Annotated in this window: 23 protein-coding genes, 2 tRNA genes and 1 rRNA gene; 16 read left to right on the forward strand and 10 right to left on the reverse strand. The window is 58.9% G+C overall.

Annotated elements, in window-relative coordinates; all coding sequences use genetic code 11:
• The first annotated feature begins 190 nt into the window (after window positions 1-190).
• The 4 genes from AB4N47_RS25760 (at window position 191) to trpE (ending at window position 4,495) form a co-directional block, all read left to right on the forward strand.
• Window positions 191-1,339 (forward strand): iron-containing alcohol dehydrogenase, encoded by a 1,149-nt coding sequence (locus tag AB4N47_RS25760; RefSeq protein ID WP_341638034.1) that lies wholly within the window; start codon window positions 191-193, stop codon window positions 1,337-1,339.
• Between the two features lie 114 nt (window positions 1,340-1,453).
• Complete coding sequence (rpe, locus tag AB4N47_RS25765; RefSeq protein ID WP_160769263.1) at window positions 1,454-2,128, forward strand: ribulose-phosphate 3-epimerase; 675 nt, start codon at window positions 1,454-1,456, stop codon at window positions 2,126-2,128.
• Entirely contained in the window at window positions 2,125-2,943 is an 819-nt protein-coding gene (locus AB4N47_RS25770) for a phosphoglycolate phosphatase (RefSeq protein WP_122612452.1), read from the forward strand. Before rpe ends, AB4N47_RS25770 begins: the two co-directional genes overlap by 4 nt.
• A gap of 70 nt (window positions 2,944-3,013) precedes the next feature.
• Window positions 3,014-4,495, forward strand: a complete 1,482-nt coding sequence (trpE, locus tag AB4N47_RS25775) for an anthranilate synthase component I (protein ID WP_341638033.1) — start codon at window positions 3,014-3,016, stop codon at window positions 4,493-4,495.
• Between the two features lie 172 nt (window positions 4,496-4,667).
• Here trpE and estP read toward each other — a convergent pair whose 3' ends face one another.
• Window positions 4,668-6,575, reverse strand: coding sequence for an esterase EstP (gene estP / locus AB4N47_RS25780; RefSeq protein ID WP_016772913.1), 1,908 nt, complete (start codon window positions 6,573-6,575; stop codon window positions 4,668-4,670).
• Window positions 6,576-6,982: 407 nt separating this feature from the next.
• Here estP and AB4N47_RS25785 point away from each other — a divergent pair, with 407 nt between their 5' ends.
• The 4 genes from AB4N47_RS25785 (at window position 6,983) to AB4N47_RS25800 (ending at window position 10,293) form a co-directional block, all read left to right on the forward strand.
• The gene (locus AB4N47_RS25785) at window positions 6,983-7,576 is read left to right on the forward strand and encodes an aminodeoxychorismate/anthranilate synthase component II (protein WP_122881871.1); all 594 of its coding nucleotides are present in this window, start codon (window positions 6,983-6,985) and stop codon (window positions 7,574-7,576) included.
• Window positions 7,577-7,584: 8 nt separating this feature from the next.
• Entirely contained in the window at window positions 7,585-8,634 is a 1,050-nt protein-coding gene (gene trpD, locus AB4N47_RS25790) for an anthranilate phosphoribosyltransferase (RefSeq protein WP_016772917.1), read from the forward strand.
• A complete protein-coding gene (gene trpC, locus AB4N47_RS25795; RefSeq protein ID WP_130911501.1) occupies window positions 8,631-9,467 on the forward strand; it encodes an indole-3-glycerol phosphate synthase TrpC in 837 nt (278 codons plus the stop codon). Before trpD ends, trpC begins: the two co-directional genes overlap by 4 nt.
• Window positions 9,468-9,594: 127 nt before the next feature.
• Window positions 9,595-10,293 (forward strand): lipoate--protein ligase family protein, encoded by a 699-nt coding sequence (locus tag AB4N47_RS25800; protein ID WP_341638032.1) that lies wholly within the window; start codon window positions 9,595-9,597, stop codon window positions 10,291-10,293.
• On the opposite strand, the gene crp is transcribed toward AB4N47_RS25800, so the two are convergent.
• Window positions 10,290-10,934 carry a cAMP-activated global transcriptional regulator CRP gene (crp, locus tag AB4N47_RS25805; protein ID WP_016772920.1) on the reverse strand — a complete coding sequence of 215 codons (645 nt, stop codon included), beginning with the start codon at window positions 10,932-10,934 and terminating at the stop codon, window positions 10,290-10,292. The genes AB4N47_RS25800 and crp overlap by 4 nt on opposite strands.
• 235 nt (window positions 10,935-11,169) lie before the next feature.
• Here crp and AB4N47_RS25810 point away from each other — a divergent pair, with 235 nt between their 5' ends.
• Window positions 11,170-11,592: an OsmC family protein gene (locus tag AB4N47_RS25810; RefSeq protein WP_016772921.1), complete on the forward strand. Its 423-nt coding sequence runs from the start codon at window positions 11,170-11,172 to the stop codon at window positions 11,590-11,592.
• A 237-nt stretch (window positions 11,593-11,829) separates the two neighbouring features.
• Window positions 11,830-12,624, forward strand: a complete 795-nt coding sequence (speD, locus tag AB4N47_RS25815) for an adenosylmethionine decarboxylase (protein WP_024014530.1) — start codon at window positions 11,830-11,832, stop codon at window positions 12,622-12,624.
• 111 nt (window positions 12,625-12,735) lie between these two features.
• On the opposite strand, the gene coq7 is transcribed toward speD, so the two are convergent.
• The 6 genes from coq7 to hemJ form a co-directional block, all read right to left on the reverse strand.
• Window positions 12,736-13,383 carry a 2-polyprenyl-3-methyl-6-methoxy-1,4-benzoquinone monooxygenase gene (gene coq7 / locus AB4N47_RS25820; protein ID WP_253496334.1) on the reverse strand — a complete coding sequence of 216 codons (648 nt, stop codon included), beginning with the start codon at window positions 13,381-13,383 and terminating at the stop codon, window positions 12,736-12,738.
• Between the two features lie 195 nt (window positions 13,384-13,578).
• Complete coding sequence (locus AB4N47_RS25825) at window positions 13,579-13,917, reverse strand: histidine triad nucleotide-binding protein (protein WP_017128660.1); 339 nt, start codon at window positions 13,915-13,917, stop codon at window positions 13,579-13,581.
• 56 nt (window positions 13,918-13,973) lie between these two features.
• A complete protein-coding gene (locus AB4N47_RS25830; protein ID WP_122612457.1) occupies window positions 13,974-14,762 on the reverse strand; it encodes an SDR family NAD(P)-dependent oxidoreductase in 789 nt (262 codons plus the stop codon).
• Between the two features lie 61 nt (window positions 14,763-14,823).
• A complete protein-coding gene (locus AB4N47_RS25835; RefSeq protein ID WP_341638031.1) occupies window positions 14,824-15,771 on the reverse strand; it encodes a DUF805 domain-containing protein in 948 nt (315 codons plus the stop codon).
• A gap of 66 nt (window positions 15,772-15,837) precedes the next feature.
• Window positions 15,838-16,806 (reverse strand): NAD(P)H-dependent flavin oxidoreductase, encoded by a 969-nt coding sequence (locus AB4N47_RS25840; RefSeq protein WP_341638030.1) that lies wholly within the window; start codon window positions 16,804-16,806, stop codon window positions 15,838-15,840.
• Between the two features lie 33 nt (window positions 16,807-16,839).
• Window positions 16,840-17,268, reverse strand: coding sequence for a protoporphyrinogen oxidase HemJ (hemJ, locus tag AB4N47_RS25845; RefSeq protein ID WP_016772928.1), 429 nt, complete (start codon window positions 17,266-17,268; stop codon window positions 16,840-16,842).
• A 134-nt stretch (window positions 17,269-17,402) separates the two neighbouring features.
• On the opposite strand from hemJ, the gene argC reads away from it, so the two are divergent.
• Both argC and erpA read left to right on the forward strand, forming a co-directional pair.
• Window positions 17,403-18,437: an N-acetyl-gamma-glutamyl-phosphate reductase gene (gene argC / locus AB4N47_RS25850; protein ID WP_341638029.1), complete on the forward strand. Its 1,035-nt coding sequence runs from the start codon at window positions 17,403-17,405 to the stop codon at window positions 18,435-18,437.
• Between the two features lie 175 nt (window positions 18,438-18,612).
• Window positions 18,613-18,963 carry an iron-sulfur cluster insertion protein ErpA gene (gene erpA / locus AB4N47_RS25855; protein ID WP_007918905.1) on the forward strand — a complete coding sequence of 117 codons (351 nt, stop codon included), beginning with the start codon at window positions 18,613-18,615 and terminating at the stop codon, window positions 18,961-18,963.
• Window positions 18,964-19,032: 69 nt separating this feature from the next.
• Here erpA and AB4N47_RS25860 read toward each other — a convergent pair whose 3' ends face one another.
• Complete coding sequence (locus AB4N47_RS25860; RefSeq protein WP_341638028.1) at window positions 19,033-20,124, reverse strand: anhydro-N-acetylmuramic acid kinase; 1,092 nt, start codon at window positions 20,122-20,124, stop codon at window positions 19,033-19,035.
• Window positions 20,125-20,127: 3 nt separating this feature from the next.
• On the reverse strand, window positions 20,128-21,552 hold the full coding sequence (locus AB4N47_RS25865; RefSeq protein WP_341638291.1) for a peptidoglycan DD-metalloendopeptidase family protein: 1,425 nt from the start codon (window positions 21,550-21,552) through the stop codon (window positions 20,128-20,130).
• Window positions 21,553-21,764: 212 nt separating this feature from the next.
• Here AB4N47_RS25865 and tyrS point away from each other — a divergent pair, with 212 nt between their 5' ends.
• From tyrS to AB4N47_RS25885, 4 genes are all read left to right on the forward strand, one after another.
• Window positions 21,765-22,964 (forward strand): tyrosine--tRNA ligase, encoded by a 1,200-nt coding sequence (tyrS, locus tag AB4N47_RS25870; RefSeq protein ID WP_341638027.1) that lies wholly within the window; start codon window positions 21,765-21,767, stop codon window positions 22,962-22,964.
• Window positions 22,965-23,517: 553 nt separating this feature from the next.
• Window positions 23,518-25,054, forward strand: a 16S ribosomal RNA gene (locus AB4N47_RS25875).
• Window positions 25,055-25,135: 81 nt separating this feature from the next.
• Window positions 25,136-25,212, forward strand: a tRNA-Ile gene (locus tag AB4N47_RS25880).
• A gap of 30 nt (window positions 25,213-25,242) precedes the next feature.
• Window positions 25,243-25,318: transfer RNA gene (locus AB4N47_RS25885), tRNA-Ala, on the forward strand.
• The last annotated feature ends 95 nt before the right edge of the window (window positions 25,319-25,413 follow it).

Consider the following 25,413-nt stretch of genomic DNA (forward strand, 5'->3'; position numbering starts at 1 on the left):
AGCTGCCGAAGGCTGCGATCTTTTGATTTTGCTTTTAGATCAAGATCAAAAGATCGCAGCCTTCGGCAGCTCCTACAGGGGGAAGTCGTTCAAAGGGTTCGCGCGGTCATTCATGACCTGAATAGCAGACAACCCCAAATCCCCAGCTAATCTTGTGCCCAGCTCCCACATCTATAAGAGGCTGCGCACCATGAGTCTGTCCCAGTTCAAAATCGCTCATAAACTGATCACCGGCGCCGCAGCCATCGAACAACTGGCCGCTGAACTCACCCGTCTGGACATCGACAATCCGCTGATCGTCACCGACGCCGCGCTGGTCAAGTCCGGTACTGTCGAACTGGCGCTGGTGCAACTCGGCGGGCGCGACTACGAAATATTCGACCGTGTACTGCCCGATCCGGAAATCGCCATCGTCGAAGACTGCATGCGCGCCTATCGCGAAGGCGGCCATGACGGCTTGATCGGCCTCGGGGGCGGCAGCGCCATCGATATTGCCAAAAGTGTCGCCGCCTACGCCGGATATCACGGCGCGCTGGAAGATCTGTTCGGCGTCGACCAAGTCCCGCGCAAAGGCCCGCCGCTGATCGCCATTCCGACCACCGCCGGCACCGGCTCTGAAGTCACCAACGTGGCGATCCTCTCAGACAAGGTCGCGCAGTTGAAGAAAGGCATCGTCAGCGACTATCTGCTGCCGGACGTGGCGCTGGTCAGTCCGCAAATGACTCTGACCTGTCCGCGCAGCGTCACCGCCGCCAGTGGTGTCGATGCACTGGTGCACGCCATCGAATCCTATCTGTCGGTGAACGCCTCGCCGATCACCGACTCCCTCGCCATCGGCGCAATCAAGCTGATCGCCAGCGCTCTGCCCAAGGCCTACGCCAACGGCGCCAACCTGCAAGCGCGCGAAGACATGGCCACCGCCAGCCTGATGGCCGGCATGGCGTTCGGTAACGCCGGGGTCGGTGCGGTGCATGCGTTGGCGTATCCGCTGGGCGGGCGCTTCAACATTGCCCACGGTGTCAGCAATGCCTTGCTGCTGCCCTATGTGATGACCTGGAACAAAATGGCTTGCGTCGAACGCATGCAGGATATTGCCGAAGCCATGGGCGTGAAGACCGCGCATGTGAGCGCCAGCGAAGCCGCAAACAAAGCCGTGCAGGCCATGACTGACCTGTGCGCGGCGGTGGAAATCCCTGCCGGGCTGCGCAGTTTCGGCGTGCCGGAGGAAGCAATCCCGGCGATGGCCGTGGAGGCCGCCGGCATCGAGCGGCTGATGCGCAACAATCCGCGCAAGCTCAGCGCCGGCGACATCGAGAAGATCTACCGCGCGGCCTACTGAGGCGCGGTCGCTGAGGGCTCATGGCACAACCCAATCATCGCGGTCCCGGTGCGCGCGTGGAAACTTGAGGTATACAATGCGCGCCATCGTGATTTAGCTCAGCACAGGTGCGTCATGCAGCCCTTCGTAATTGCTCCGTCGATCCTCTCCGCCGACTTCGCCCGCCTCGGCGAGGAAGTGGACAACGTTCTCGCCGCCGGCGCCGACTACGTCCACTTCGATGTCATGGACAACCACTACGTACCGAACCTGACGATCGGCCCGATGGTCTGCGCGGCACTGCGCAAGTACGGCGTCACCGCGCCGATCGACGCGCACCTGATGGTCAGCCCGGTGGACCGCATCGTCGGCGACTTCATCGAAGCCGGCGCGACCTACATTACCTTCCACCCGGAAGCCACGCTGCACGTCGATCGCTCGCTGCAACTGATCCGCGAAGGCGGCTGCAAATCCGGTCTGGTGTTCAATCCGGCGACTCCGCTGGATGTGCTCAAGTACGTGATCGACAAGGTCGACATGGTTCTGTTGATGAGCGTCAACCCGGGCTTCGGCGGGCAGAAGTTCATTCCCGGCACCCTCGACAAACTGCGTGAAGCGCGGGCGATCATCGACGCCTCGGGCCGCGACATCCGCCTGGAAATCGACGGCGGCGTCAACGTCAACAATATCCGCGAAATTGCCGCTGCTGGTGCTGACACCTTCGTCGCCGGCTCGGCCATTTTCAACGCGCCGAACTATCAGGAAGTCATCGACAAGATGCGTTCCGAACTGGCACTGGCACGCCCATGAGCGGTTTTGAGCAGTTGTTCCCGGGGCAGCTGCCACGGTTGGTGATGTTCGATCTGGATGGCACGCTGATCGATTCGGTTCCCGACCTGGCAGCGGCGGTGGACACCATGCTGCTCTCCCTCGGCCGTCCGCCGGCAGGTATCGAAGCGGTGCGCGAATGGGTCGGCAATGGCGCGCCGGTGCTGGTGCGTCGGGCCTTGGCGGGTGGTATCGATGACTCGGCAGTGGACGACGCTGAAGCCGAGCGCGCACTGGAGATTTTCATGGAGGCTTACGGCGCCAGCCATGAGCTGACCGTGGTCTATCCCGGTGTGCGCGACACGCTCAAGTGGCTGCACAAGCAAGGCGTGGCCATGGCGCTGATCACCAACAAGCCCGAGCGCTTCGTCGCGCCGCTGCTCGATCAGATGAAGATCGGCCGCTACTTCAAGTGGATCATCGGCGGCGATACCCTGCCGCAGAAGAAGCCTGACCCGGCGGCGCTGTTTTTCGTAATGAAAATGGCCAACATTCCGGCCTCGCAATCGTTGTTCGTCGGCGACTCGCGCAGTGATGTGCAGGCGGCGAAAGCAGCAGGGGTCAAGTGTGTGGCGCTGAGTTATGGCTACAACCATGGCCGGCCGATTGCCGAGGAATCGCCGGCACTGGTGATCGACGATTTGCGCAAACTAATTCCCGGTTGCCTGGATCTGGCCGGTGGGATAACGTTGCCCGACGCTGTTCAACCCCCTTCTGGAAACGCCATCGTGGTGGTCACCCGCAAACTCTGGATGAAAGTCATCAAGGCCCTGGCCCGCTGGCGTTGGCGCGCCTGACTGATTCTGGCCGGCCGTGCCGGCGCGTTTGCATACCTGACTGATTGCACCTCACACCACGAGGCACCTTATGAATCGCGAAGAATTCCTGCGTCTGGCCGCTGACGGCTATAACCGCATCCCGCTGGCCTGCGAAACCCTGGCCGACTTCGACACGCCGCTGTCGATCTACCTGAAACTGGCCGACCAGCCCAACTCCTACCTGCTCGAATCGGTGCAGGGTGGTGAAAAATGGGGCCGTTACTCGATCATTGGCCTGCCGTGCCGCACCGTGCTGCGGGTTCATGATCATCACGTCAGCATCAGCGTTGATGGCGTCGAGACCGAAAGCCATGACGTCGAAGACCCGCTGGCGTTCGTCGAAACCTTCAAGGCGCGCTACAACGTGCCGACCATCGCCGGCCTGCCGCGCTTCAACGGTGGACTGGTCGGTTACTTCGGTTACGACTGTGTGCGCTATGTCGAGAAGCGTCTGGGCAAATGCCCGAACCCCGATCCGCTGGGCGTGCCGGACATTCTGCTGATGGTTTCCGACGCCGTTGTGGTGTTCGACAACCTGGCCGGCAAGATGCACGCGATCGTCCTCGCCGACCCTGCGCAGACCGATGCCTTCGAGCAAGGTCAGGCGCGTTTGCAGGAACTGCTCGAGCAACTGCGTCAGCCGATCACCCCGCGTCGTGGCCTGGATTTCAGCAAACAGCAATCGGCCGATCCGGTGTTCCGTTCGAGCTTCACTCAGGACGATTACGAAAAAGCCGTCGACACCATCAAGGAATACATCCTCGCCGGCGACTGCATGCAGGTGGTGCCATCGCAGCGCATGTCGATCGACTTCAAGGCAGCGCCAATCGATCTGTATCGCGCGCTCCGTTGCTTCAACCCGACGCCGTACATGTACTTCTTCAACTTCGGCGATTTCCACGTCGTCGGCAGTTCGCCGGAAGTGCTGGTGCGCGTCGAAGACAACCTGATCACCGTGCGTCCGATCGCCGGCACGCGCCCACGCGGTGCCACCGAAGAAGCCGATGTGGCGCTGGAGCAGGATCTGCTCTCGGATGACAAGGAGATCGCCGAGCATTTGATGCTGATCGATCTGGGCCGCAACGATACCGGGCGCGTTTCGGAAATCGGCTCGGTGAAGCTCACCGAGAAAATGGTCATCGAACGCTATTCCAATGTGATGCATATCGTCTCCAACGTCACCGGCCAGTTGAAGTCGGGCCTGACCGCGATGGACGCACTGCGGGCGATTCTGCCGGCGGGTACGTTGTCGGGCGCACCGAAGATTCGCGCGATGGAAATCATCGACGAGCTGGAGCCGGTCAAGCGCGGTGTGTACGGCGGCGCGGTCGGTTACTTCGCCTGGAACGGCAACATGGACACCGCCATTGCCATTCGCACGGCAGTGATCAAGAACGGCGAGCTGCACGTGCAGGCCGGCGGCGGCATCGTCGCCGACTCGGTGCCGGCGCTGGAATGGGAAGAAACCCTGAACAAACGCCGCGCGATGTTCCGCGCCGTGGCCCTGGCCGAGCAAACCCCGGACGCCTGAGCCACGCAATTTCCCGTGTGGGAGCGAGCCTGCTCGCGAAGAGGTGAGTCAGTCACCGTTGATGCTGACTGACCCAGCGCTTTCGCGAGCAGGCTCGCTCCCACATCGGGTTTTGTGTTGAGGCATAAAAAAAGCGGCGCCCTGACAGGCGCCGCTTTTTTGCATCTACGACTCAGAAATCCAGCACAACCCCGACATTCAGGCCCTGCTGCTTGAAGTCATCATCCTTGCGGAAGGTATAACCCCCACGCAGCGCCAGATCCGCCGTCAGCTTGTGACTGACACCCAGGCTCAAGCGGTTCAGGTGACTTGCCGGTGTGTAGCCTTCAAGGGTGAAGTCATTGGCCGGCAGGGTGTTGAGTGCGATGTTGACCTTCTGCACGTCATCTTCGTACTCACGCTCGTGGGCGTATTCGCCGTACACCTGGGTTTGCGCGGTGAAGTTGTACTTGCCCTGGATGCCCAGGCCGAGTCGTTTCGAATCGCGGCTCTGGTCATCGAAGGTCAGCGCCGTGGCGCGGTTGCTCTTTTCCGAGTAACCGTCGACATCGACACTGGCGTAATCGGCGCTGACGAACGGCGACAGGTGCCATTGGCTGCCCGGTTGCGCAATGTCATAGCCCAGGCGCGTGCTGAACGCCCACAGGCTGCCGTCGGTATCGCCTTTCTCCGCGCCCTCGCTGGCGCCGAGGTCGAACTTGCGCTTGAGGTTGTCGTAGTCGAGTTTGCCGCCGGTCAGCGCCGCGTCGGCCCACCAGCGGTTCTGCTGGAACTGGGCAAACGCGGTGGCCATGTAGCTGTTGAGCTTGTAGTCGGAATCGTTGTGCCCGGCCTCGAGATTCTGTCGATACAAACCGGCCGCCACGCCCACGCGCCAGGCTTCGTTCAGGCGATAGCTGCCGCCGACGTTGAGGTTGTAACCGCTGCCATCGGCGCTGGCGCCGCTGCTTTGGCTGTCGACATCCAGATGCTGTCCGCCGGCCGAGACAATCGCACGCCATTGGCCGACCGCTTGCCAGTTCTCCCAGTCCGCCTGCCATTGGTTGCGCAATTCATCCTGATGCGCGCGCACGGTGCCGTGGGCCATTTCAGGTAGCAGGCTCAATTCCCACGGCGCAGCCAACAGCGAATAGGCGTAATCGGCGATCAGTTTTTGCCCGGATTCGGTCGGGTGTACGCCATCGTTGTAGATCAGTTTGGTCGGATCCGGCGTGGCGCTGTTGATCCCGTAACGGGCGTTTTCCGTGCAGCTATTGCCACTGAAGCAGGTCGCGGTGAGGTTCTGGTCGGTAGCCAGACCAAAGCGTCCGGGATCGGCGAAGACTTCCGAGAGCAGCACCGGAATGTTCAGCGGAATGACTTCGGCGTTGATGCCTTGCAGGCGCGTCACCAACTGACTGTTGAACTGGTTGGCGAGGGTGCTGCTGAACGCTTGCAGCGGCGTGCCGTTCAGAGCAGGTGTCAGGCCCACGTCGGGCAGCAGCCAGACCATCACGTATTTGGCGCCGGCGGTCTGCAGGGTTTGCACGCTATCGGCCAGCCGATCGGCTGCGGCGTTGGCCTGGGGCAGGCTGAGAATGCGGCCCTGGAGGAAGTCGTTGCCGCCACCGGAAATGTAATACAGCGCGTTCGGGTCGGCGCGAAAGCCGTTCGACGGCAGGTAACCGGCGCGGGTGCGTTCGCCGGTGGCCGATTGGGTGGTGATCGAGTCGAGAATCTGGTCGGTGCGATAACCACCGACCGCCCAGTTGTTGCCGTCGGGCTGGCCGTTTTCCGCGCGCACTGCGGAGCTGGAAGAGGCTGTCTGGTCGGGCGAAAAGCCCAGGCGGCCGCCAAGCAACTGGGTGGAATTCAATGAAAAAACTTCGCCGCTGCCATCCTGATACACCGGCCCGGTACGATTGGTGTAACGCTCGGTGGAGCCCGCCGGGCCGCCGGTGTCGGCGAAGGTGCCGGCATCGTTGAGGCTGTCGCCGAAGACGATGAAACTGGAATAAGGATTGGGCGCTGCATTGGCCTGGGCGCAAGCGAGTGCGAGCAAGCAGCTGGCCAGCGGTACAAACAACGTCTGTCTGATCATGAGCAAGTCCGTTTATTTATTGTTGTAGGTGAACGAAACGACAGTACCAAAAACGTTCGGCATTTTGCCATTGGTCGTGAATCCCTCTGCCGTTTTATAACCCGCAGGCCCCGCCATATTGCACGCTCCGCCCAGCTAAGTTACTGTGCCGGAACGTATGAACGAGACCTTCCCCGTGTTGATCACCAGCAAACTCCTGGATCAAGTCATCAAGGCACACGCCCGCTGGCGTTGGCGCGCCTGAATCTTCTCTGCCGGCTCCGCCGGATCTGTATCGCTTTGCCTTCCTTGTCTGTTTGAAATGCCGCTGTGCTGGCGCCCTGTGCGCGTCCGACATCGCACAGCGCCCAGCGGGCAAGTCATCTGAAGGCTGTCATCAAGTCAGAATTCAAGAGGTTCGAAACGCCATGTTGCTGATGATCGACAACTACGACTCCTTTACCTACAACGTTGTGCAATACCTCGGCGAGCTGGGTGCCGAGGTCAAAGTGGTGCGCAACGACGAACTGACCATCGCCGAAATCGAAGCGCTGAATCCCGAGCGCATCGTGGTTTCCCCGGGGCCGTGCACGCCCACCGAGGCGGGCGTTTCCATCGACGCGATCAAGCACTTCGCCGGCAAGCTGCCGATCCTCGGCGTTTGCCTAGGCCACCAGTCCATCGGCCAGGCCTTCGGCGGTGATGTGGTGCGTGCCCGCCAGGTCATGCACGGTAAGACTAGCCCGGTATTCCACGAGGACAAGGGCGTGTTCGCCGGCCTCAATCATCCGCTCACCGTTACCCGTTACCACTCGCTGATCGTCAAGCACGACAACCTGCCCGATTGCCTCGAGCTGACCGCATGGACCCAGCACGATGACGGCTCGGTCGACGAGATCATGGGCCTGCGTCACAAGACCCTGAACATCGAGGGTGTGCAGTTCCACCCCGAGTCGATCCTCACCGAGCAGGGTCATGAACTGTTTGCCAATTTCCTCAAACAAACCGGCGGCACGCGCTAAGGACTCCCATGAATATCAAGACAGCCCTCAGCCGTATCGTCGAACATCTCGACCTCAGCACCGATGAAATGCGCGATGTGATGCGCGAGATCATGACCGGCCAGTGCACCGAAGCGCAGATCGGCGCGTTCATGATGGCCATGCGCATGAAGAGTGAGAGCATCGACGAGATCGTCGGCGCGGTGTCGGTGATGCGTGAGCTGGCCGATCAGGTCGAGCTGAAAACCCTGGACGGCGTCGTCGATGTGGTCGGCACCGGCGGTGACGGTGCGAACATCTTCAACGTCTCGACCGCATCTTCCTTTGTTGTCGCAGCCGCCGGTTGCACCGTGGCCAAGCACGGCAACCGCGCGGTGTCCGGCAAGAGCGGCAGTGCCGATCTGCTGGAAGCTGCCGGCATTTATCTGAACCTGACCCCGGTGCAGGTCGCGCGCTGCATCGACAACGTCGGCATCGGTTTCATGTTCGCCCAGACCCACCACAAAGCCATGAAGTATGCCGCCGGCCCGCGCCGCGAACTCGGCCTGCGCACGCTGTTCAACATGCTCGGCCCGCTTACGAATCCGGCCGGTGTGAAACATCAGGTCGTCGGCGTATTCACTCAGACGCTGTGCCGGCCATTGGCCGAAGTCTTGCAACGGCTGGGCAGCAAACACGTGCTCGTCGTCCATTCGAAGGACGGTCTGGATGAGTTCAGCCTCGCCGCGCCGACCTTTGTTGCGGAGCTGAAGAACAACGAAATCACTGAGTATTGGGTCGAACCGGAAGACCTCGGCATGAAGAGCCAGAGCCTGCACGGCCTGTCCGTCGAAGGCCCGGAAGCATCGCTGGCGCTGATCCGTGATGCCCTCGGCAAGCGCAAAACCGAAAACGGCCAGAAAGCTGCCGAGATGATTGTGCTCAATGCCGGTGCGGCGCTGTACGCCGCCGACCTGGCAAGCAGTCTGAAACAAGGTGTGGAGCTGGCGCACGACGCGCTGCACACCGGCCTCGCTCGGGAAAAGCTCGAGGAGCTGGGTGCCTTTACCGCGGTATTCAAAGTGGAGAATGAAGGATGAGTGTACCGACGGTTCTGGAAAACATTCTGGCGCGCAAGGTTGAGGAAGTCGCCGAGCGCAGCGCTCGGGTCAGCCTGAGCGAGCTGGAAAGTCTGGCCAAGGCGGCCGATGCACCCCGTGGTTTTGCCCAGGCATTGCTGGCGCAAGCAAAGAAAAAACAACCGGCGGTGATTGCCGAAATCAAAAAGGCTTCGCCGAGCAAAGGCGTGATCCGCGAAGACTTCGTGCCGGCAGACATTGCCAAGAGCTACGAAAAGGGTGGGGCCACCTGTCTGTCGGTGCTGACCGACATCGATTACTTCCAGGGCGCCGATGCCTATCTGCAACAGGCGCGCGCCGCCTGCAAGCTGCCGGTGATCCGCAAGGACTTCATGATCGATCCGTACCAGATCGTTGAAGCCCGCGCGCTGGGCGCCGATTGCGTGCTGCTCATCGTCTCCGCTTTGGACGACGTGAAGATGGCCGAGCTGGCCGCCGTAGCCAAAGGCGTCGGTCTCGACGTGTTGGTGGAAGTGCACGACGGTGACGAACTGGAGCGCGCGCTGAAGACCCTCGACACGCCGCTGGTCGGGGTCAACAACCGCAACCTGCACACATTCGACGTCAGCCTGGAAACCACCCTCGACCTGCTGCCGCGTATCCCGCGCGATCGCTTGGTGATCACCGAAAGCGGCATCCTCAATCGGGCCGATGTCGAACTGATGGAAATCAGCGACGTGTATTCGTTCCTGGTCGGCGAAGCGTTCATGCGCGCGGAAAATCCGGGCATGGAATTGCAGCGCCTGTTCTTTCCGGAGCGTGGTGTGCCGATCAGCGGTTCGACCCTCGACTGACCGAGTCGACCTCATTCGCGAGCAGGCTCGCTCCCACATTTGGAAGGCATTTCCCCCTGTGGGAGCGAGCCTGCTCGCGAAGGGGCCATCGAAACCGCTAAAGATTTCCATGTTGCCGGAGCCTGTCATGTCGCTGCCAACCCCCCTGACCATCGAATCCGGCCTGCAAGCCGAACAGGACTTGCTGGCCTCGGTCTGCGCTGGCGACGCCGAATTCGGCCTGCTGTTCTGGCAACCCACCGACCGCGCGCTGGTCATGCCGCGCCGCCTCGACCGTCTCGCGCAATTCGACCACGCCTGCGAAGTCTCCGCTGCCGCTGGCTGGCCGGTGCTGTTGCGTGAAACGGGCGGCGAGCCCGTCCCGCAATCCGCTGCAACCATCAACATTGCCTTGGTGTATGCCCCGCCTCGCAGTGAAGGCGACCTGAACCGCATCGAAACCGGCTATCGCCGCCTGTGCGATCCGATCTGTCAGTTGCTGGATGAGTTGGGTGGCACGTCGTCAGTCGGGGAAATCGACGGCGCATTCTGCGACGGCCGTTTCAACGTCAATCTCGACGGTCGCAAGATGGTCGGCACCGCCCAGCGCTGGCGCCAGAGCCAGGGCGGCCAGCGTCCGGTGGGGCTGGTGCACGGTGCAATGCTGATGGATGACGAGCGTGAAGCGATGGTCGCCGCGGTCAACCGCTTCAATGAAACCTGCGGCCTGGAGCAGCGGGTGAGGGCGCAAAGCCACATTGCCCTGCATGAGAAATTCAACGCGCCACAGGCGTTGGCGCGTCTCGATGAATTGTTTCGTTTGATGCTGGCGCAGATTTACGTCTAGCGCGTGCCGAAGACCACCATCGTCTTGCCTTTCACATCGACCAGGTTGCGTTCTTCCAGATCCTTGAGCACGCGGCCGACCATCTCCCGTGAACAACCGACAATCCGACCGATTTCCTGACGGGTGACTTTGATCTGCATGCCGTCCGGATGGGTCATGGCGTCCGGCTGTTTGCACAACTCCAGCAGGCAGCGGGCGACGCGGCCGGTGACGTCGAAAAACGCCAGGTCGCCGACTTTGCGCGTGGTGTTGCGCAGGCGTTGTGCGATTTGTCCGCTGAGGGCGTAAAGAATGTCTGGATCCTGCTGCGACAGTTCGCGGAACTTGGCGTAACTGATTTCCGCAGTTTCGCATTCGACCTTGGCCCGCACCCAGGCGCTGCGTTCCTGCTCCTGACCTGCCTGCTCGAACAGACCCAGTTCGCCGAAGAAATCCCCGGCGTTGAGGTAGGCGATGATCATCTCGCGGCCATCGTCATCTTCGATGAGGATGGTGACCGAACCCTTGATGATGAAGTACAGCGTGTCCGAGCGATCGCCGGCGCAGATGATGTTGCTCTTGGCCGCATGACGCCGGCGCTGGCAATGCATCAACAGCTTGTCGATGTTCTTGATTTTGGGTGTGGGGGTAATAGCAACCATGGTTGTATCCCGAAAAGACTGCACGGTGATGTTTGAGTTGTTATGAGGCGCTGAAGGCGGTCGCTACAGAGCTGACGAATTGGCGCCAGCGAATTGGCGCCAGCTTACCAGACACTTCGTCGTAAATTCGAGAAATTACCTACAGCCAGAAAGCATCCGTCCTAGGACGTCGTTCCTGCCGGGACAAAGCGCTGTGCTAAGCTGGCGACCCTTTTTTTACAGTGGAGTCTGGGCGATGAAGGCACGCATCCAATGGGCTGGCGAAGCCATGTTCCTCGGCGAATCCGGCAGCGGTCATGTCGTGGTGATGGACGGCCCGCCGGACGCCGGTGGCCGTAACCTCGGGGTTCGCCCGATGGAAATGCTCTTGCTGGGTGTCGGCGGTTGCAGCAACTTCGACGTGGTCAGCATCCTGAAGAAGTCACGTCAGGCCGTTGAAAGCTGTGAAGCCTTCCTCGACGCCGAGCGTGCGACTGAAGATCCGAAGGTGTTTACCAAGATCCACATGCACTTCGTGGTCAAGGGCCGGGGCTTGAAAGAAGCTCAGGTCAAGCGCGCCATCGAACTGTCGGCCGAGAAATATTGCTCGGCGTCGATCATGCTCGGCGCGGCTGGCGTGGCAATCACCCACGATTATGAAATCGTCGAACTCGGCTGAACCGACATTCAACTATCATAAAAGCAGTGCAGACTCTGGCGATCCCCCGCTGACGTCTGCATAATGCGCCACTTTTTTCAGGGCAGTGATCGGTCAGCCGACGGGTCATCCGCCTGAACAGATAACCAAAATCGCCATCGCGAAGAGGTGTTAACCGTCCTACGCAGGTGCGTTGTTCGCACTTGACGGGCATGCTTGATCACGCGGCCGCGCCGCATACATAGAGAGTTTTTAACGGTGAAAAGCAAACTCAAGCTCCACGGGTTCAATAACCTGACAAAGACCTTGAGCTTCAACATCTATGACATCTGCTACGCGGAAACCCCGCAAGACCAGCAGGCTTACGTCGAGTACATCAATCAAGAGTACAACGCGAAACGCCTGACGCAGATTCTCACAGAAGTTGTCGAGATCATTGGTGCCAACATCCTGAACATCGCCAGTCAGGACTATGAACCCCAGGGCGCCAGCGTCACGATTCTGATTTCGGAAGAGCCGGTAACCCCGACTGACAGCCAGATCGAAGAATCGCCGGGCCCGTTGCCCGAAATCATTCTGGCCCACCTCGACAAGAGCCACATCACGGTGCACACCTATCCGGAAATCCATCCGGACGACGGTATTGCGACCTTCCGTGTGGATATCGACGTGTCGACCTGTGGTGTCATTTCACCGCTCAAAGCGCTCAACTTCCTCATTCACCAGTTCGATTCGGACATCGTGACCGTGGATTACCGTGTGCGCGGCTTCACCCGTGACGTTGAAGGCAACAAGCACTTCATCGACCACGAGATCAACTCGATCCAGAACTACCTCTCCGAAGACACCCGCGACGCGTACCAGATGACCGACGTGAACGTGTACCAGGAAAACCTGTTCCACACCAAAATGCTGCTGAAGAACTTCGAACTGGACAACTACCTGTTCGGCGACGCCACCAGCAACCTCTCGCCCGAGCAGCGTGCCCAGGTGACCGACCGTGTGAAACACGAAATGCTGGAAATCTTCTACGCGCGCAACATGCCGACCTAAGATTCCCGGACACAAAAAAGGCGACCTCCTGGTCGCCTTTTTCATGCCTCACATAAAACCCCTGTGGGAGCGAGCCTGCTCGCGAAGAGGTCATCAGCACCGACACAGATCTCAGATCCGATAAGTACTCTTGGTCATCACCTTCGCCAACAAACTCATGCCGAACTTCACTGGCGCCGGAAAACGAAATCCGCCCGCATCCAACGCACTTTCCGCATGGTGTTCTTCATCGATGCGCATCTGCTCGAGAATTGCCCGGGACTTTTCGTCCTCGGCCGGCAATTGCTCCAGATGTTCGTTCAAGTGCTTGCAGACTTGATGCTCGGTCGCCGCAACGAAACCAAGGCTGACCTTGTCGCTGATCAGTCCTGCGACCGCGCCGATACCGAACGACATGCCGTAGAACAGTGGATTCAGCACGCTGGTGTGGCTGCCCAACTGATGGATGCGCTGCTCGCACCAGACCAGATGATCGATCTCTTCTTCAGCCGCGTGCTCCATGGCTTCGCGTACCTGCGGCAACTTGGCGGTCAGCGCCTGCCCCTGATACAGCGCCTGGGCGCAGACTTCGCCGGTATGGTTGATGCGCATCAGACCGGCGACATGGCGGGTGTCTTCATCGCTCATTTGCGTATCCGGCTGCAGAATCGCTGGCGACGGGCGGTACGGCTGGCCACTGAAGGGCAACAGGGTGCGCATCGCGGCATCGGCTTGCAGTAGCAGACGGTCTATGGGCGAGTAGTGACGTTGGGTAGTCATGCTGACCTCCGGGAAGAATCTCGGCGGCCAGTTTAACCGAATCGGCCGGCGAGGGTTTGCGCTGGGTCACTTGCTGCGCGGTCAGGTTTTTTGTGGGAGCGAGCCTGCTCGCGAAAGCGGATTATCGGCTACTGAAGTGTTGAATGTATCGGCGCCTTCGCGAGCAGGCTCGCTCCCACAATTGGTTGTCGCCAATCAGCCCGGCGGCCAGTTCATCTGGCGCTGCCCCAGCACGTGCATATGGATGTGATAGACAGTCTGCCCGCCAAGTTCATTGCAGTTCATCACCACGCGGAAGCCTTCTTCGCAACCCAGTTCCAGCGCTAGACGCTGCGCGGTGAACAGAATGTGCCCGGCCAGCGCCTTGTCGTCTTCGGTCAGGTCGTTGAGCGTGCGCACCGGTTTTTTCGGGATCACCAGAAAGTGCACCGGAGCCTGGGGGGCGATGTCGTGGAAGGCCAGAACCTGGTCGTCCTCGTAAATGATCTTCGCCGGGATTTCCCGGTTGATGATCTTGGTGAACAGAGTATCCACTGCTGTTTCTCCGTTGAGTTGGGCTGAATCGAGTGTACCGCTTCGAAGTCGTGTTTCTAGCGGGGGCAGTAAGCTTTGTTGACCATGCCGACAATCGTCCGGTTAAGCCAGCGCGAACCCAGTCGCGGCAGGAACGCCAGCCAGCGGTTGCGTCGTCCCGGAATGATGATGGCGCGGTTTTTATCCAGTGCGCGCACGGCATGCAGTGCCACTTCTTCCGGACTCATCAGCGAGTGGCTGCTTTCGATCTTTTCGCTACTCATCTGTGCGGTACGGAAGAACGGTGTGCGCGTCGGGCCAGGGCACAGCACGGAGACTTTCACGCCGCTTTGTTTGAGCTCCACGCGCAGGGCTTCGGAAAAATGCAGCACATAGGCTTTGCTGGCGTAGTACGTGCTCATCCATGGGCCGGGGCTGTACGCAGCCACCGAGGCGACATTGAGGATCTGCCCGCCACCCAGCAGCGCCATGCTGTTACCCACCGCATGGCAGAGGCGTGTGAGGGCGAGGATATTGACCTCGATGAGGTCCTGCTCGGTCATCCAGTCTTGCGCCAGGAATGGTCCGCAGGTGCCGATGCCTGCGCAATTGACCAGCAGATCGATCTGCCGGTCGCCTTCTTCCAGCTCCAGCAAAAAGCCCGACAGGCGCAACGGTTCGCCGAGATCGCAGGCACGAAACAATACTTCGACATCGAAACGCTGGGTCAGCTCGATGGCGATACTTTCCAGCTGATCACGCTGTCGTGCCACCAGAATCAGGCTGCGGCCGCGCCGGGCCAGCGCTTCGGCCATGGCCAGGCCGATGCCGCTGGAAGCGCCAGTGATCAGAGCGTAACGGGTCATGCAGTTCTCCATCGCAACAGCTCCGCGCCGGCGACGCGGTTGTCACGGTGAGGAGCGCTGTTCATTCTTGCGCAGAGTCTACAGGGGCCTGCGCCGGTTCGGCTGCCTCGTCGGCGGAAATCGTTGGCGGCTCGACAACCTCAACTTCGTCGGTGGTCACCGCGCCGCTGTCATAGCTGCTCTCCAGATTGCTTTCATATTCTTCCCGGACAGCCGAGAAGCCGCCAAGCAGGCCACCGGCAAAAATCAGTGCGAAGAATACGATCCACAACGAGCACAGCACTTTAACCGCCGTGCTGTTCGGTGGCGGCGGCGGGCCATAGCGGTTGGCGCCGGCATTGCCGGGTACGACCATCATTACCAGCGGGAAGAAACTGCCCACGAACGGCACCAGATTCAACAGCCACAGCCAGCCCGACCAGCCGATATCGTGCAGGCGCTGAACGCTGAACAGAATGCTGACGATCATGAAGCCGAGGAACAGGAAGACCGCCAGAATGCCGCCGAGGATCAGGCCGGTAGTCGAGTCGCCGCTGACCAGGCCCAACGCAATCAAAGCAAACACGCCGACGATGGGCAGGGTCACCAGGCTCAAGACCATGGTCCAGGCCAGAAAGCGCAGGCGACCGATCCGGCCTTCGGCGCTGAATGGCTTGAGCGTGGCGAATGGCGGCAGAGCTTCACCGACATTGGCGCGGGGCGGGGCGTAAGGCGAGTCCGGTTCCACAACCGCTGCAGAGTTATCGTGGACGTCCGCCAGATTCAGCTCGATGGCGGTTTCCGCTTCGATCCGCGCATCGATCCCGGTTTTTTTCAATGCCTGCAGATACGTCTGGGCATCGCTGTGGGACAGATCACGTTTGAGGGCGACGGTGCGGCCACTGAACAGGCGCTCGATGGCGGCCACATCGCTTTTGAACAGATCCGCCAGATTCAGTTTGGCGGTGGTGAGGTCGACGCCGGGCTGTAGCGCGCCATCGAAGACGATCTTGTAACGGGTGTCGCTCATGGCCGAGGCATCCTTGTCGCGATTCATTTGGCAGCCAGTCTGATCAGGACTGGCCAGATATGTTTTTCAGCGCGGCCAGCGTTGTGGCAGCTGTGCAGCGCGCGTTTGGGCTTGACGATATTCAGCGTCGAGCCGCGCGATCAACTGATCCACGCTTGGCAGATCACCAATCTGGCCAACACCCTGACCCGCCGACCACACGGTCTTCCAGGCTTTGGCTTCATCGTTGATCGGCTTGAGCTTGTCGCCGAAATTGACCTCGCCCTTGCCTTGCAGTGCCGCCATGTCGAAACCGGCCGCCTCCAGGCTCTGGCGCATGAAACTGGCCGGCACTCCCGACACCGCTGGAGTATGAATGATGTCGGCAGCCTTGGCTGTCAGCAGCATCTCTTTATAAGCGTCAGGCGCGTGACTTTCGGTGGTGCCGATAAATCGCGTACCGAAGTAGGCCAAATCCGCGCCGAGCAGCTGCGCGGCGAGAATCTCATGGCCGTGGTTCAAACATCCTGCAAGCAACAGCGTCTTGTCGAAAAACTCACGGATCTCGGCAATCAGCGCAAACGGACTCCAGGTGCCGGCATGCCCGCCGGCGCCGGCCGCGACGGCAATCAGCCCGTCGACACCCGCTTCAGCGGCTTTCTCGGCATGGCGCCGCGTGGTCACGTCGTGAAACACCAGGCCGCCGTAGCTGTGTACTGCGTCGACCAGTTCCTTCACCGCGCCGAGGCTGGTGATCACGATCGGCACCTTGTGCTCGACGCAGATGTCCAGATCCGCCTGCAGACGCGGGTTGCTGTGATGAACAATCAGGTTCACCGCATAAGGGGCCGGATTATCCAGCGTCGCCAGGCCCGCTTCGATCTGTTCCAGCCAGGCCTTGAACCCACTGCTTTCGCGTTGGTTCAGCGCCGGAAAGCTGCCGACCACGCCGTTGCGGCAGCAGGCGAGCACCAGTTCCGGATTGGAGATCAGAAACATCGGCGCCGCCACGACGGGCATACGCAGACGTTGTTCGAGCAGAGCGGGCAGCGACATTGAGAACACCCCGAGGATCTGTATTGGTTGAAGTTAGAACGGCTTGACCACGACCAGAATTACGATAGCCAGCAATATCAGAACCGGCACTTCATTGAACCAGCGATAAAAGACATGGCTGCGGGTGTTTTCGCCACGGGCAAAGCGTTTGACCTGCGCGCCGCACATATGGTGGTAACCGATCAGCAGAACGACCAGAGTCAGTTTTGCGTGAATCCAGCCGCCCTGGCTGAAAAGGCTCGGGTTGAGGTAGATCAGCCAGCCACCGAAGATCAGCGTGGCGATCATCGCCGGGCCCATGATGCCGCGATACAGCTTGCGCTCCATGACGCTGAAACGTTCCTGGCTGATCGTGTCGGTGCTTTGCGCGTGGTAAACGAACAGGCGCGGCAAGTAAAACAGCCCGGCAAACCAGCAGACGACGCTGACAATGTGAAACGCTTTGAGCCATAGATAGAGCATTTTTGGTTATTCCCTCATTCACGGTAGCCAGATAGTAGAGGCTTGAGCGTCCGCGCGTCACCTTGGCGGTTGTCGCAGGCGCGCGCGGCCCCTATTATCGACAGCTTTCCAGTGGGTTCGTTGAGGGCAGGTTTATGGTCAAGGTCGGTATCGTCGGCGGCACGGGTTACACCGGTGTCGAACTGCTGCGTCTGTTGGCACAGCATCCGCAGGCAGAAGTGGTCGTCATCACTTCCCGATCCGAGGCCGGTCTGGCCGTGGCTGACATGTACCCGAACCTGCGCGGCCATTACGACGGCCTGGCGTTCAGCGTGCCGGACATCAAATCTCTAGGCGCTTGCGATGTGGTGTTCTTCGCCACGCCGCACGGTGTGGCTCACGCACTCGCAGGCGAGCTGCTGGCGGCGGGCACCAAGGTCATCGACCTGTCCGCCGACTTCCGTCTGCAAGACGCTGATGAATGGGCCAAGTGGTACGGCCAGCCACACGGCGCACCGCAATTGCTGGACGAAGCGGTCTATGGTCTGCCGGAAGCCAATCGCGAGCAGATCAAGAAAGCGCGCCTGATCGCGGTGCCGGGTTGCTATCCGACCGCAACGCAATTGGGTTTCCTGCCATTGCTGGAAGCAGGTCTGGCCGACGCATCGCGTTTGATCGCCGACTGCAAATCTGGTGTCAGTGGTGCCGGGCGTGGTGCCGCTGTAGGTTCTTTGTACTCCGAGACGTCGGAAAGCATGAAGGCCTATGCGGTAAAAGGTCATCGTCATCTGCCGGAAATTCGCCAGGGCCTGCGTCGCGCGGCGGGCAAGGACGTCGGCCTGACCTTCGTCCCGCACCTGACGCCGATGATTCGCGGTATTCACTCCACGCTCTACGCGACAGTAGCGGATCGCTCGGTTGATCTGCAGGCACTGTTCGAAAAGCGCTATGCCAACGAACCGTTCGTCGATGTCATGCCAGCCGGCAGCCACCCGGAAACCCGTAGCGTGCGTGGCGCCAACGTCTGCCGCATCGCCGTGCATCGTCCACAGGATGGCGATCTGGTGGTCGTGCTCTCGGTGATCGACAATCTGGTCAAGGGCGCCTCGGGCCAGGCGGTGCAGAACATGAACATTCTGTTCGGACTGGACGAGCGCTTCGGCCTGTCACACGCCGGCATGCTGCCTTAAAAGCAGCTACGAGCTTCAAGCCACAAGCCACAAGCTACAAGAGATCAGAGGCAGGCTTGAAGCTCACCGCTTGAAGCTTGCCGCGGCTCCTCTAATAGTTGACCAATTTTCTAGGACAAGCGGATAATGCGCGTCATCACGCATTATGGCGGCGTAACGCCGGGAGATAGTCAGCATGAGCGTCGAATCCTTCACCCCCACGGCTTTGCAATTCACTCAAGGTGCTGCGCACAAGGTGAAGAGCCTGGTCGATGAAGAGGGGAATGATCGCTTGAAGCTGCGCGTATTTGTTACGGGCGGCGGTTGTTCAGGGTTTCAATACGGTTTCACCTTCGATGAGGACGTGGCCGATGACGACACCATCGTCGAGCGCGAAGGCGTGAGCCTGGTGGTCGATCCGATGAGCTTCCAGTACTTGGCCGGTGCCGAGGTGGATTATCAGGAAGGTCTGGAAGGTTCGCGCTTCGTGATCAAGAACCCGAATGCCACCACGACTTGTGGTTGCGGGTCGTCGTTCTCGATCTGATCGCGCTTCAGCGCACACAACAAAACGCCGCAGAGCCTTTCGGTTCTGCGGCGTTTTTGTATCTGAAGTTTATGCCGGGTAGATGGCGCCGAGTACGCGCAGCCCGCGAGCGCCGGTGACGCTTGGCCGATTGGCGGCGATGCCTTCGAGACAGCAATGAGCGAGCCAGGCGAAGGCCATGGCTTCTACCCAATCCGGATCAACCCCGTGAGTTGCGGTGCTGGCGACTTCGGTATTCGGCAGGAGATCCGCCAGACGTTTCATCAGTGTGGCGTTGTGAGCGCCGCCGCCACAAACCAGCAATTCCTGAGTGTCCGATTGAGCGCTTTGTAGCGACTCTACGATGGTCAGTGCCGTCAGTTCGAGCAGCGTGGCCTGAACGTCTTCGGCTGCGAAGGTTGGCAGGTTCGAAAGATGCTGTTCCAGCCATGGCAGATTGAAGACTTCGCGGCCGGTACTTTTCGGGCCTTTGGTCACGAAGAACGGGTCGCTTAGCAGTGCCGTGAGCAGGGTTGGTTCAACCTTGCCGGTCGCAGCCCATTGTCCGTCCCGGTCATAGTTCTCGCCACGTTGCCGGTGAATCCAGGCGTCCATCAGAACATTTCCCGGGCCGCAGTCGAAACCGGCTACAGGTTTGCTCGGCTCGATCAGGCTGAGATTGCTGAATCCGCCTACATTCAGGACCGCCTGGTTACCGCTACGCTCTTCAAATAAAGCTTCGTGAAAAGCTGGCACCAGAGGCGCACCTTGGCCACCCGCTGCGACATCGCGGCTGCGGAAATCACTCACAACGGTAATACCGGTCAACTCAGTCAGCAGGGCTGGATTGCCGATCTGCACGGTAAAACCGCGCGCCGGTTCATGGCGAATGGTCTGACCGTGGCTGCCAATAGCGCGGATGGCATCGGGCTTCAGTTGTTGTTGCGCGAGGAGGCTGTGAATGCCCGACGCGGCAAGTTCGACCCAGTGTTGCTGGGCAATCGCCGAGCGGGCGATCTCGTCTGGGCCGCTGGCGCACAAGCCAAGCAGCTCGGCGCGCAGGGAGTCAGGCATTGGCAGGTAGTGGGTGGCGATCAGTTTGATCGCCGAGGTCTGCTCGATCAGGGCGATGTCCAGCCCGTCGAGACTGGTTCCGGACATCACACCGATATACAGGGCCATGGCTCAGCGCTTGCTCGAAGCCAGCATGGTGGCCTTCTCTTGATCCATGCGCGCCATCAGTGGCTGGCTCTGCGCGAGGAAGCGCGCGCGTTCGGATTTGGCGATCGGATCGGCCATCGGCAGCTTCTGGCCGAGCGGGTCGACGTGAACGCCGTTGACCTGGAACTCATAGTGCAAATGCGGGCCTGTGGACAGGCCGGTGGTGCCGATATAGCCGATGACTTGTCCTTGCTTGACGCTGCCCCCGGTTTTCACGCCTTTGGCAAAGCCCTGCATATGGCCATAGAGCGTACGGTAAGTGTTGCCGTGCTGAATGATCACGGTGTTGCCGTAACCACCACGACGACCGGCCAGCAACACTTTGCCGTCACCGGCAGCCTTGATCGGCGTGCCTCGCGGCGCTGCGTAGTCGACACCTTTGTGCGCGCGGATCTTGTTGAGGATCGGGTGCTTGCGGCCCATGGAGAACTTCGAGCTGATGCGTGCGAAGTCAACCGGCGTACGGATGAAGGCCTTGCGCATGCTGTTGCCATCGGCGGTGTAGTAGCTGCTGTTGCCCTGTTTGTTGGTGTAGCGCACGGCGGTATAGGTCTTGCCGCGGTTGGTGAAGCGCGCCGACAGGATCGGGCCGGTGCCGACAGCCTTGCCGTTGATGACTTTCTGCTCGTAGATCACATCGAATTCATCACCCTGACGAATGTCCTGCGCGAAATCGATGTCGTAGCCAAAAACGCTGGCCATATCCATGGTCATGCTGTGAGAAAGGCCGGCGCGGGCTGCGGACTGCGACAGTGAGCTGTTGATGACACCGTGGACGTAGGCTGTGCGAACGGTTGGCTTGGCGGTGACACGATTGAACGAATAGCCCTTATCGTTCTTGGTCAGAGTAATGGTTTCAACGTCGCTGACCTTGCTGTGCAGGCTGGTCAACTGGCCTTCCGGGCTGAGTTCGAATTCGAGTTTCTGACCGCGCTTGAGTTGGCTGAACTGTTTGGCTTGCTTGTCGCTTGCCAGTACTTCGTGCACGGAGGCTGCCGGTAGGCCGACTTTTTCAAACAGGGTAGAGAGCGTATCGCCTTTGGAAACCAAGACTTCACGGTGCCCGGGCTCTTTTGGTTTCTCAACAGGCGCTACAGGTGCCGGCGCGGTTTCAGCGGTTTGCGCGGCGTTTTCGTCGCTGTTTTCGATTTGTGCGAACGGCGAAGCTACGGGCTCGTTTGTGGCTTGAGCCGCATCAGCTGCGTCTTGATCTTGTGTCAGTTGTTCAGCAGGACTTTCCAGTTCAAGACTCAGGGTCGTCTTTTTGGCTTCAACATCGCTGGAGGGAAATACCAGCAGCGCCAAGCTGAGAAGGGCGGCGATTCCACTTGCTGCGAGCAGGTGGGTCTTCGGGTAAAGCGGCGGCGCTTTAGACGGTTCTGTGGTCATAGGTAATTTTTGACTTTGAAATAGATGAATTGGAAAAGATGAATGACATGATGAAGATGAAATAACTGTATAAAATATAACCAAATCATCGATGAAGCAAGTCTACAGACCTCGGGTCTATGGATTGGTGTCCGTGCGCCGGGCAAAACTTGTAATTGGTGCGCGTTCTTGTATGGTTGGTTCCCTTTGAATCTGAGCCTTGCGGGTCTGTTATGAAGTCGGTTGAAGAGCAGCTAGCGCTGATTAAACGTGGTGCGGAAGAACTGTTGGTCGAGTCCGAGCTGGTCGAGAAGCTCAAGCGCGGCCAACCGCTGCGTATCAAGGCTGGTTTCGACCCTACCGCTCCGGATCTGCATCTTGGTCATACCGTGCTTATTAATAAGCTGCGTCAGTTCCAGGAACTGGGGCACCAGGTGATCTTCCTTATAGGTGACTTCACCGGGATGATCGGTGATCCGAGTGGCAAGAGCGCCACGCGTCCACCGCTGACACGTGAGCAGGTTCTGGATAATGCTGAGACCTATAAGACTCAGGTTTTCAAAATCCTTGATCCGGCGAAAACCGAAGTTGCCTTCAACTCCGCCTGGATGGACAAGATGGGGCCGGCGGATTTCATTCGCCTGACTTCGCAATACACCGTCGCTCGCATGCTCGAGCGCGATGACTTCGACAAGCGCTACACCACCAACCAGCCCATCGCTATTCACGAGTTCCTCTATCCGTTGGTTCAGGGTTATGACTCGGTCGCGCTGCGCGCGGATGTCGAGTTGGGCGGTACCGATCAGAAATTCAATTTGCTGATGGGGCGTGAGTTGCAGCGTGGGTATGGCCAGGAGGCACAGTGCATTCTGACCATGCCATTGCTGGAAGGTCTGGATGGCGTGAAGAAGATGTCCAAGTCGTTGGGCAACTATGTCGGTATCCAGGAAGCACCGGGCGTAATGTACAGCAAGCTGGTTTCTATCCCCGATGCGCTGATGTGGCGTTACTTCGAGTTGCTGAGCTTCCGCTCGATGGATGAAATCAACGCATTCCGGGCTGACGTCGAAGCTGGGGCGAATCCGCGCGATATCAAAATCAAGCTCGCTGAAGAGATCGTTGCACGTTTTCATGGTGAAGAAGCTGCGGCTAATGCCCATCGAGGCGCTGGCAATCGCATGAAGGATGGCGAGCTGCCAGATGACTTGCCTGAGATCGAACTGTCTTCGGTTGAGGATATGCCAATCGCTGCAGTCCTTAATAAGGCAGGCCTGGTGAAGAATTCGGCAGCGGCGCGTGATCTGTTGGCGGCGGGCGGGGTGCGTGTTGATGGTGAGGTGGTTGATCGCTCCTTTATATATGCAGTGGGCGCGACTCACGTTTGCCAGGCCGGCAAGAAGGCTTTTGCACGTATTACGCTGAAATCTGAATAAAGTTGGAATCAGGGGTTGACGGCGAATTTTAGAAGTCTATAATTCTCCCCACTTCCGGCGCAGTCGAAACGGAAAACTCCTTGAGATTCAAAGAGTTACGAAGTTTTCGACAGCGGCTTGCTTCAGATCATCGAAGCCTGGAAGGAGTTGAAAGAGCGGTGATGTTTGGCTCTTTTAACGGTTCGATCTTCTCGGTCGAAAGCGGAGAAAAAGAGGTGTTGACAGCAGCGATTAACGCTGTATAATTCGCCTCCCGCTAACGAGAGATCGGAAGCGCAAGTGGTTGAAGTTGTTGAAGAATTCTTCGAAAACTTCTGAAAATAATCACTTGACAGCAAATGAGGCTGCTGTAGAATGCGCGCCTCGGTTGAGACGAAAGATCTTAACCAACCGCTCTTTAACAACTGAATCAAGCAATTCGTGTGGGTGCTTGTGCAGTCAGACTGATAGTCAACAAGATTATCAGCATCACAAGTTACTCCGCGAGAAATCAAAGATGTAACCAACGATTGCTGAGCCAAGTTTAGGGTTTCTTAAAAACCCAAAGATGTTTGAACTGAAGAGTTTGATCATGGCTCAGATTGAACGCTGGCGGCAGGCCTAACACATGCAAGTCGAGCGGATGAAAGGAGCTTGCTCCTGGATTCAGCGGCGGACGGGTGAGTAATGCCTAGGAATCTGCCTGGTAGTGGGGGACAACGTTTCGAAAGGAACGCTAATACCGCATACGTCCTACGGGAGAAAGCAGGGGACCTTCGGGCCTTGCGCTATCAGATGAGCCTAGGTCGGATTAGCTAGTTGGTGAGGTAATGGCTCACCAAGGCGACGATCCGTAACTGGTCTGAGAGGATGATCAGTCACACTGGAACTGAGACACGGTCCAGACTCCTACGGGAGGCAGCAGTGGGGAATATTGGACAATGGGCGAAAGCCTGATCCAGCCATGCCGCGTGTGTGAAGAAGGTCTTCGGATTGTAAAGCACTTTAAGTTGGGAGGAAGGGTTGTAGATTAATACTCTGCAATTTTGACGTTACCGACAGAATAAGCACCGGCTAACTCTGTGCCAGCAGCCGCGGTAATACAGAGGGTGCAAGCGTTAATCGGAATTACTGGGCGTAAAGCGCGCGTAGGTGGTTTGTTAAGTTGGATGTGAAATCCCCGGGCTCAACCTGGGAACTGCATCCAAAACTGGCAAGCTAGAGTATGGTAGAGGGTGGTGGAATTTCCTGTGTAGCGGTGAAATGCGTAGATATAGGAAGGAACACCAGTGGCGAAGGCGACCACCTGGACTGATACTGACACTGAGGTGCGAAAGCGTGGGGAGCAAACAGGATTAGATACCCTGGTAGTCCACGCCGTAAACGATGTCAACTAGCCGTTGGGAGCCTTGAGCTCTTAGTGGCGCAGCTAACGCATTAAGTTGACCGCCTGGGGAGTACGGCCGCAAGGTTAAAACTCAAATGAATTGACGGGGGCCCGCACAAGCGGTGGAGCATGTGGTTTAATTCGAAGCAACGCGAAGAACCTTACCAGGCCTTGACATCCAATGAACTTTCCAGAGATGGATTGGTGCCTTCGGGAACATTGAGACAGGTGCTGCATGGCTGTCGTCAGCTCGTGTCGTGAGATGTTGGGTTAAGTCCCGTAACGAGCGCAACCCTTGTCCTTAGTTACCAGCACGTAATGGTGGGCACTCTAAGGAGACTGCCGGTGACAAACCGGAGGAAGGTGGGGATGACGTCAAGTCATCATGGCCCTTACGGCCTGGGCTACACACGTGCTACAATGGTCGGTACAAAGGGTTGCCAAGCCGCGAGGTGGAGCTAATCCCATAAAACCGATCGTAGTCCGGATCGCAGTCTGCAACTCGACTGCGTGAAGTCGGAATCGCTAGTAATCGCGAATCAGAATGTCGCGGTGAATACGTTCCCGGGCCTTGTACACACCGCCCGTCACACCATGGGAGTGGGTTGCACCAGAAGTAGCTAGTCTAACCTTCGGGAGGACGGTTACCACGGTGTGATTCATGACTGGGGTGAAGTCGTAACAAGGTAGCCGTAGGGGAACCTGCGGCTGGATCACCTCCTTAATCGACGACATCAGCTGCTGCATGAGCTCCCACACGAATTGCTTGATTCATTGAAGAAGACGATAGAAGCAGCCCGAAATTGGGTCTGTAGCTCAGTTGGTTAGAGCGCACCCCTGATAAGGGTGAGGTCGGCAGTTCGAATCTGCCCAGACCCACCAATTTTGTGTGGGAAACGCCTGTAGAAATACGGGGCCATAGCTCAGCTGGGAGAGCGCCTGCCTTGCACGCAGGAGGTCAGCGGTTCGATCCCGCTTGGCTCCACCACTACTGCTTCTGAAGTTTGAAAGCTTAGAAATGAGCATTCCACCGGTTCGGTGATGAATGTTGATTTCTAGTCTTTGACTAGATCGTTCTTTAAA

The organism is Pseudomonas sp. S3_G06, from assembly GCF_054667565.1.